The organism is Novosphingobium aerophilum (assembly GCF_014230305.1).
Classification (GTDB): domain Bacteria; phylum Pseudomonadota; class Alphaproteobacteria; order Sphingomonadales; family Sphingomonadaceae; genus Novosphingobium; species Novosphingobium aerophilum.
Genome location: NZ_JACLAU010000070.1, coordinates 1 through 7654, shown reverse-complemented (window position 1 = coordinate 7654; position 7654 = coordinate 1). Strand labels below are relative to the sequence as shown.

Genomic DNA, 7654 nt, shown 5'->3' with positions numbered 1-7654 from the left:
CGTCCTGCTCACGGCCTGCCTTCCTGCTGCGCCCCGGAAAATGGTCCCTGCCTGACGAACCAAGGGCAGATCACCGGGCCAACCTATCCCCACCCAAAGTCAAAAGCGCGTTCTTCACGGCCGACTATCTATCCAATGATCGGGGCTGATCGATTGGAAATCCAACGGGTTGCGCTGCGCGTGGCGGCGGGACTCGCGCTGGGCGCTTCGGCGCTGGTCGGCGGCTGCGCCGCGCCCACCTCCTACATGGGCCTCAACCTCACCGCGCCGGACTTGTCTGCCGATGTGCGCGAGCTAGCGCGCCGGGCGCAGGCGGGGGACAAGCAGGCGCAGTTGGACCTGGGGATTGCCTTCGAAGAAGGGCGCGGGGTTGTGCGGGACACGGGGCGGGCGCGGCGGCTTTATGCGCTGGCGGCGAGTGACAGTGGCGGGCCGTCATGGGTTTATGTGCCTCCGGTGGTGTCGGGGCAGGCGGGGCGTGTGGTGCAGGTGGGCAGTGGTTTGCCGCAAAGGGGTCTGAAAGCCGCCCGTATTCGTTTGGGGATGCTTCATGATTAGAGCTTCATTCGCGCAGCAATTGGGGTGGTCAAAGGTGCGACGGCCCAAAAACTGTGCTCCATCCCTTCCTGCCGTCAAAGACGGACTGGAATGAACATGGACTCGAGCATCGGTTTACCACAACATAGCTCCAATATCGCGAGATGGTCGGGCATGGCAGGCACGCAACTACATAGATTCAAATCTCAAGTCTCAAGTCGTGAACAGCTTGGAGGCTTTCGCACCTTTCACCTGGATTTCCAAGTTGAGACCGGCATGGCGCAAATTGGACTGGCTGCTACGAAAGAGCAGCCACAGCACCTCAAGTCGGCGCCATGACTGGGGGCTTAACTCGTCTGAACGACCGCAACAGACCGTCTCGCGGTAAGGCAATTTCGCGGCACATATGGCGTGGTGGAATGATTTTTGGTGCGCTGTCTGGTGTTATGGGGTGTTCGCCAAGCAGTCCTGAGCCGTTAAACGTCAGCGAACCAAGTCTGGCTCTTTGGAAGCCGCCTGAGACTAATGAATGCAAGTTTTCAGACAAAGCTCGAGCTACACTCTCAAAGCTTCATTTTTTCAGCACTGGCAATGATCAAGAATTGTACTGGGATGGAGAAATGCCGGTGGGGTCGCTCCATGAAGGGAATCTAGATATTCGCGGCGTTAGATGGTTTTACGCTTATCCATGGTGCAGCGGTGAGGATGTGACCTATAATGAATTGCCATTTCTATTAAGAAATAGTATTTCGCCACGCAGTGCTCGCACCCAAATTAATAACCGCACAACATTTTCTGATGAACTCCTTCCCACTGACCTGAATATTTTATCCTTCGATGGCTATCGAGTAGCATTTAGAACCGGGAAGCCAAGCAATGCCCGCTGATAAACAAATGCAGATCAATCAGTTGCAATATTTTGTTGCGACTGGACAATTCGATCGTGCTTATTTCTTTATCAAAATTCAGATTGAAAACGATCCGCGCTGGGATCCACGAATCTCGCGTTGGTTGGACATGGCGTCTAACATCAATCGGCGTGGGCTCACTGCGCCGGGATCACCGCTAGAGGGTTCCGTCATTCGAGAGTTCGTCTGGCGGATGAACAATCTCGCATCGTTGCAGCAGAATGGCAGGCCAGTGTCTTCCGCGCAGAATCAGGCTGTGTCTAACAACCTCGCCCGTACAGTGGTCGCAGACTATCTGAAAGCGCTTGAGACCGGGGTCCCGTTCACTGCAGATCATTTGAGAAACAGAGATGTGGGCGGCGCAGTCGCTGGCCTGAAGGTGTCCGACTCTTCATGGGCTGACGGTGTCCTCGGCATTGTATACGGCTTTGATATGTTTGGGTTTAACAACACCCCCGGGGTCTTTAAGAGTCCTTCGGAGGTCAGAAGTTGGATCGCTAATGCGAAGCAAGTCCTTGCCGGAATTGTTCAGGACACCTCTGTGTGGGATCTGGGGCTAAGTGGCTTCAATCAAGGCGGCTTCGACCTGATGACAGCGTTTGGGTTCCTTGCCCGCAATCTGGATAAGGTCCCTGCTGAAAGCCGCCAAGATGTTGCCGACTTCATAGTCGATACGCGCCGTATTTTTTGGAGCGATAATGGTAACGCGGGGTTAGATGGCGCAACTCAAGGGCCGATTTTCGATTTTTGGTCTGGCCTCGATGGAAATACAACTTCAGTTGAACTGCTGAAACGACCGGCAGCAATAATGTCTTCATTATCGTATCCCGATCTGAAAACTAAGGAATTGCCAGGGCTGCCTGAAGGGATTTTAGTGAGATCGGATGGCATTTTTATTGATAAAAAGACAGGCCGAAAGGTTGAAGTTCAGTTCAAATATAATGAGGATGGAACTGTAAAAACAAGGCTGGTTAACGGGATTAATGTTCCTATTGTTGACCAGATATTTGATGTTAATCGAAATGCGTTAATATTGAAAAGGTTCGACGACAATAACCGGTTGATATCGTCGGATATTGGGATTGCGGGCAATCCGTTGCCCTTCGATTTTTCGGATATCGGTTCCGCGCTTGGCCAACAGTTGGGCTATCGTTTAGCCAATGGCGACGCCTTGACCGGGGTTTTGTATTCAGCAGTGTTTCAAACCCTGGGTGACAACCTCGGGGTGGTCCTTGATGGTTTGGTCGGCAAGGTGTCGGTGAACGACGCAGTCGACATTGCCTTTGCCGCCACAGGGGGCGAGCTCCTGCGCAATCTGAAGTCTGCGGGCATAGGAGCAGTGTCCTCATTTCTCACTGCCCAATTGGTCAGCGCGCTGGGTTTGAACGGCTTTGCCGGGGGTCTCGTCAGTAGCGCTGCCGGCACCTACATGTCGGCGATTATCGCCGCGCTGCCGCAGGTCCTCGCCAACCCGGCCAAGATTGTTGATGTGTTAAAGGGCGTAAATGTAGGCAATGTGATTGGCGGATTCCTAGGCTCCAACCTTGCAGCCCAGATTGTGACGTTCGACACAATCGGGGGCCAATTGGGTGCGGCCGTGGGCTCTGCACTTGCCGCGGGCGCCATGACCGCGGCGCTCGCTGCTGCGACTCCAACTGGTCTTGCGGCGACCTTCGCCAACATGGGTTGGTTTGGAGGTCCGCTGGGCGTTGCTGTGGCGGCATTCGTCGGCTTCCTAGTTGGCGGCCTGATCGGCTCGATTTTCGGCGGCACCCCACGCTCGGGCGCAGACGCCAGTTGGGACGCCAGTCAGAACAAGTTCGTCGTTTCGAACGTCTGGGCGCGCAAAGGCGGATCCCAGGATGCCGCTCGCGGTCTCGCCTCCGCCGCAGCCGAGACCTTTAATGCAGTGCTCTCGGCCGTGGGCGGCATGCTGCTCAATCCCGCAGCGGTCACCGCCGGCAACTACGGGATGCGCAAGTCCGACTACGTCTACCAGGCACAGAGTTCGCAGGACCAGAACTACATCTCCTTCCGCGTCTCGTCGAAGGACAAGGACGCCTACAGCCGGATCGTCGGCTATGGCGTCGTCCAGGGGCTGACCGATCCCGATTTCCAGATCGCCGGCGGTGACATCTATGTGAAGCGCGCGATCTACAACACGTTTGCACTGGGCGTGGATGCCACTCGGTTCGACACCAATGTGCTTATCGGCAATATCTCTTCGGCGCAGAGCTACGAAAGCTATCTGGCCAATGCCGCCGTCATCAACGCGCTGGTCTCGGCCGAGCCGGACAGTGCGATGGCCACCGAGACGCTGATCAACCTTGCCCGCGCCGACGAACTCGGCCTCACCCGCCGCGCGGCCAGCGACTGGTTCGGCGGCTTCACCTTCCTGCTCAAGCAGGCCGGGGCCACCGCAGCAGACACCACGTTCGGGTTCGACTACGATCCGGCCAGCGGCCAGGTCAGCCGCCTGATCGGGATTGGGGCCTATTCGCTCATTGATACCGTCGACATCGCCGGCCAGACCACGATCAAGGCCACCGCCGCTGCCGAAACCATCGACCTGCGCACAGCCAGGCTAGCCGACCAGCGCGGCTACACGGTCGACGGCAAGCTGAACAACGACATCGCCGTTGCCGGCAGCGACTTCACCACGCTGACCCAGACCGTGACCTTCGCCGCGGGCGAGATGCGCAAGAGCGTCAATGTCACCGTTACGAAGGACACGCTGGCCGAGGCTGCCGAGACCCTCGTGGGCACGCTGTCGAACGGCACCGGGTTGTCGATCGTCGGCGGCAGTGCCGAGGCGACCCTGGTCGATGGTACCGCCGCGTTGCCGACGCTGCTGGTCGGGCGCTCCTTCGCGCGTGAGGGCGACGGGTATGCCGTGTTCCGCGTCTCGCTGTCGAAGGCCGCCACGGGCGCGGTCAGTGCGAGCTTGGCCGTGCTCGACGACACCACCACGGTCGGCGTCGACCGCGGCGCGGGGATCGAGGTTTCGGACGACGGGGTGACCTGGACCGCGGCCACGGCGCTCACCTTTGCCGCCGGGCAGGTGCAGAAGTTCGTGCGTGTCGCCGTGCTGGCGGACAATGTCGCCAATCCGGACTATGTCGCGCCCACCACCGATCCGCTCACCGGGGCGACGATCCCGGGCAACGGCAAGCCCCAGTTCCTGAATGTCGAGGGCAACGAGCGCTTCACCCTCAGCGCCACGGTCACCGCCGGGGCCAGCCTGATCGCCAATGTGGCGGACGCAAACGGCGTGGTCAGCGCGCGCGGCACCGGGACGATTCTCGATGCCACCACCGGCACGCTGCCGCTGGCCTGGATCGATGCGGTCACGCTCGACGAGGCGAGCGGGCAGGCGACGTTCTCGATCGCGCGCTCCTCGGGCGCGGGCACCGGTTCGCTCACCTTCGCCACCGCCGACCGCAAGGAGCTGGCGATCGACGTCGCCGCGACGGTCGATGCCGGGGACGGCAATGACCTGGTCTATGCCTCGAACCTGGGCGACAACCTGTTCGGCGGGGCCGGCAACGACACGCTCTATGGCGGCCGGCTCGACGACTGGCTGCTGGGCGGCGAGGGCGATGACGTGCTCGACGCAGGCGGGCCCGATGCGGGCGCGCTGGGCGGGGACGGCAACTACCTCAACGGCGGCGCGGGCAACGACGTGCTGCGCGGGCGTGAGGGGTCGGACTGGCTCGAGGGCGGCGAGGGGGCCGATACGCTGACCGGCGGCGGGGGGGACGACATCCTTGCTGGCGGTGCCGGTGATGGTGACCAGCTGGCGGGCGGCGCGGGCAACGACCAGTATGTGGTGCGGCGCGGCGACGGGCTCGACACGATCAACGACGAGGCGGTCGGCGCTCCGGTGGCGGCCACCACCGGCGGCGATGCGATCAGCCAGCGCTTCGCCGGGATCGCCAATGGCACGATCAGGGCCGACTGGGCCGGCACCTGGGGCGGGGTCGTCAACGACAACGCGGCCGGGGGCGAGGACGCGGTGGTGTTCGGCGCCGGGATCGAGATCGGCGATATCCAGCTCAAGCGATCGGGCACGGCGGCGGCGCCGGGCAATGACCTGATCATCATGGTCATGCAGACGGTGAACGGGGTCGAGAGCTTCTCGGGCACCCAGCTGACGATCAGGGACTGGTTCGCCAACCCGTTCAAGCGGGTGGAATGGCTGCGCTTCGCCGACGGCACCGAACTGCGCCTGGGCGACCTGTCGACCTTCATCACCGGCACCGCGGGCAACGACGTGCTGATCGGCACCGCGGGCAACGATTTCGTGTTCGGCGGGGCTGGCAACGACAAGCTGTTCCTGCTCGCCGGCGACGACGTTGGCAACGGCGGGACAGGCGACGACATGGTCGCGGGCGATGTCGGGCGCGACCTGCTGATCGGCGGCCTGGGCAACGACGAGATGATCGGCGGGCGCGGCAACGATGTGCTGTCGGGCGATGCCGGGGCGGACGATCTGTACGGCGGGGCGGGGGATCAGGCCGCGAAGTTTGGAAACTTCGCGAAGTTCACGCGTGTGCGCCATGTGAAGAATTTGGCGTGCGGGCGGGGATATCGACGGTTGCAAAGAGCCGCACGGAGTGTGGCAGAGCCCGGCTGGGTAGGAAAGCGCGCCGCCTGTGCTTGGCGCATCGCAATGCAGCCAAGAAAAATAGCCAATACGATCAGGTGAATGGTTAATCCTTCAGGTTTGCACCAGCTGTCAGCGTTGACAAGGGCAACTACGAAGCGCAGCCTCCTGCACAGGTGGGAGTATCTATCCAATGATCAGGGCTGATCAGTTGGGGTTTCAACGAGTTGCGCTGCGCGTGGCGGCGGGACTCGCGCTGGGCGCTTCGGCGCTGGCCGGCGGCTGCGCCGCGCCCACCTCCTACATGGGCCTCAACCTCACCGCGCCGGACCTGCCCGCCGAACTGCGCGACCTCGCGCGCCGGGCCCAGGCGGGAGACAAGCAGGCGCAGCTGGACCTGGGGATTGCGTTTGAAGAAGGGCACGGGGTCGCGCGGAATCTGAGGCGGGCGGCGCGGCTTTATGCCCAAGCGGGGAGCGACAGCGGTGGAAAATCCACCTTCTTTGTTCCAACAAGTCCCGGCGGGGCTGTATCCACGATTTCCGCATCGTCTGGCCCTCACAGTCCTGGCCTTTTGGCGGCCAAGCAGAGGTTAGGTCAGATCGAATTCAAAGCACGTCAACTGGACTCTGCGCTGGTGACCGTGGTTGGATCACCTCACTATCTTGGTATTTCCAACATATGCAATGATGAACCCGCAATTATTGCGCAGGTAGCGCCATATTCAGTCTCTGATTGTCGTGCGGTTATCTACAATATAGAGATAAAAAAAGGACTCTATATTGATGTTGTAGATTTAACATTAATTACCGAAGATCAAGACGCGATCCAGAATGTACCAATTCCCTTTGGCTTGATGGATCCATCTGAAAGTGAATTGTATACCGAATCAGACAAACATGCGCGGTTCGAGGTGAAATTTCGGACATTTTCAGGTGCTTTTCGAAAATACAACGTTCTAATATATGCTAGCCGGAGATAACCCGATGCCGGACACCCCACCACAAAATCCTGCGCCATCTTTGGGCGCGGTGACAAAGGAATCCCTTCCGTCTGGTCGGATCATGGAAAAATTGGCTGATGTTTCCGGTAAAAACTTCGTACTTAAGAATGTTATTGATGCTCTCAGAGCCGATGCCACAAAAGATGCCAACAGCCAGACAAATTATGTTAGCTCATTCTTTGGAAAACACACTTACTCGCTGAACGGCGAAATCATAAATATCCCATCATTTCAATTTATAAATTTTAATGATTCTCAGCAGGCAGTGATGTCAGACATTCTGGCAATCGTGAATCATGCAATTATCAATGGTTCTCCAGATGTTGCCTTCTTTAAGGAATTTCTTAATCAGGCAAATTCCAAAGGATTTACTGAGTTCGTTTCTGTATTGGACAAGGGGCTTTCAGCTGGCAACAATGGCACTGGCGGAGAAGCTTACAGTACTCCTGGCGACTCGCAATTAGAGAGCGCAGTAAGAGGCCGTTTCGAAAGGGGTTGAGCGGCTGAGACACATGTGATTCCGGGAGTTTGCAGACTTCTCGGAGACAGGCATGTGGACCCCAGCCACCCGCGCGCAGCATACGCGGGTCTCGAAGCGAT

The 7654-nt window shown here is 59.1% G+C and carries 5 protein-coding genes and 1 pseudogene; all 6 read left to right on the top strand.

Features of this window, described 5'->3' with window-relative positions:
* A pseudogene (locus H7F49_RS18545) lies at positions 1–558 on the top strand (hypothetical protein); the annotation flags it as partial.
* A gap of 96 nt (positions 559–654) precedes the next feature.
* Positions 655–876, top strand: a complete 222-nt coding sequence (locus H7F49_RS18540; protein WP_185685052.1) for a hypothetical protein — start codon at positions 655–657, stop codon at positions 874–876.
* 80 nt (positions 877–956) lie between these two features.
* Positions 957–1424, top strand: coding sequence for a hypothetical protein (locus H7F49_RS18535; RefSeq protein ID WP_185685051.1), 468 nt, complete (start codon positions 957–959; stop codon positions 1422–1424).
* A gap of 7 nt (positions 1425–1431) precedes the next feature.
* Positions 1432–6153 carry a Calx-beta domain-containing protein gene (locus H7F49_RS18530; RefSeq protein ID WP_214647905.1) on the top strand — a complete coding sequence of 1574 codons (4722 nt, stop codon included), beginning with the start codon at positions 1432–1434 and terminating at the stop codon, positions 6151–6153.
* Between the two features lie 91 nt (positions 6154–6244).
* Positions 6245–7033: a sel1 repeat family protein gene (locus tag H7F49_RS18525; protein ID WP_185685049.1), complete on the top strand. Its 789-nt coding sequence runs from the start codon at positions 6245–6247 to the stop codon at positions 7031–7033.
* A 4-nt stretch (positions 7034–7037) separates the two neighbouring features.
* A complete protein-coding gene (locus tag H7F49_RS18520) occupies positions 7038–7553 on the top strand; it encodes a hypothetical protein (RefSeq protein ID WP_185685048.1) in 516 nt (171 codons plus the stop codon).
* The last annotated feature ends 101 nt before the right edge of the window (positions 7554–7654 follow it).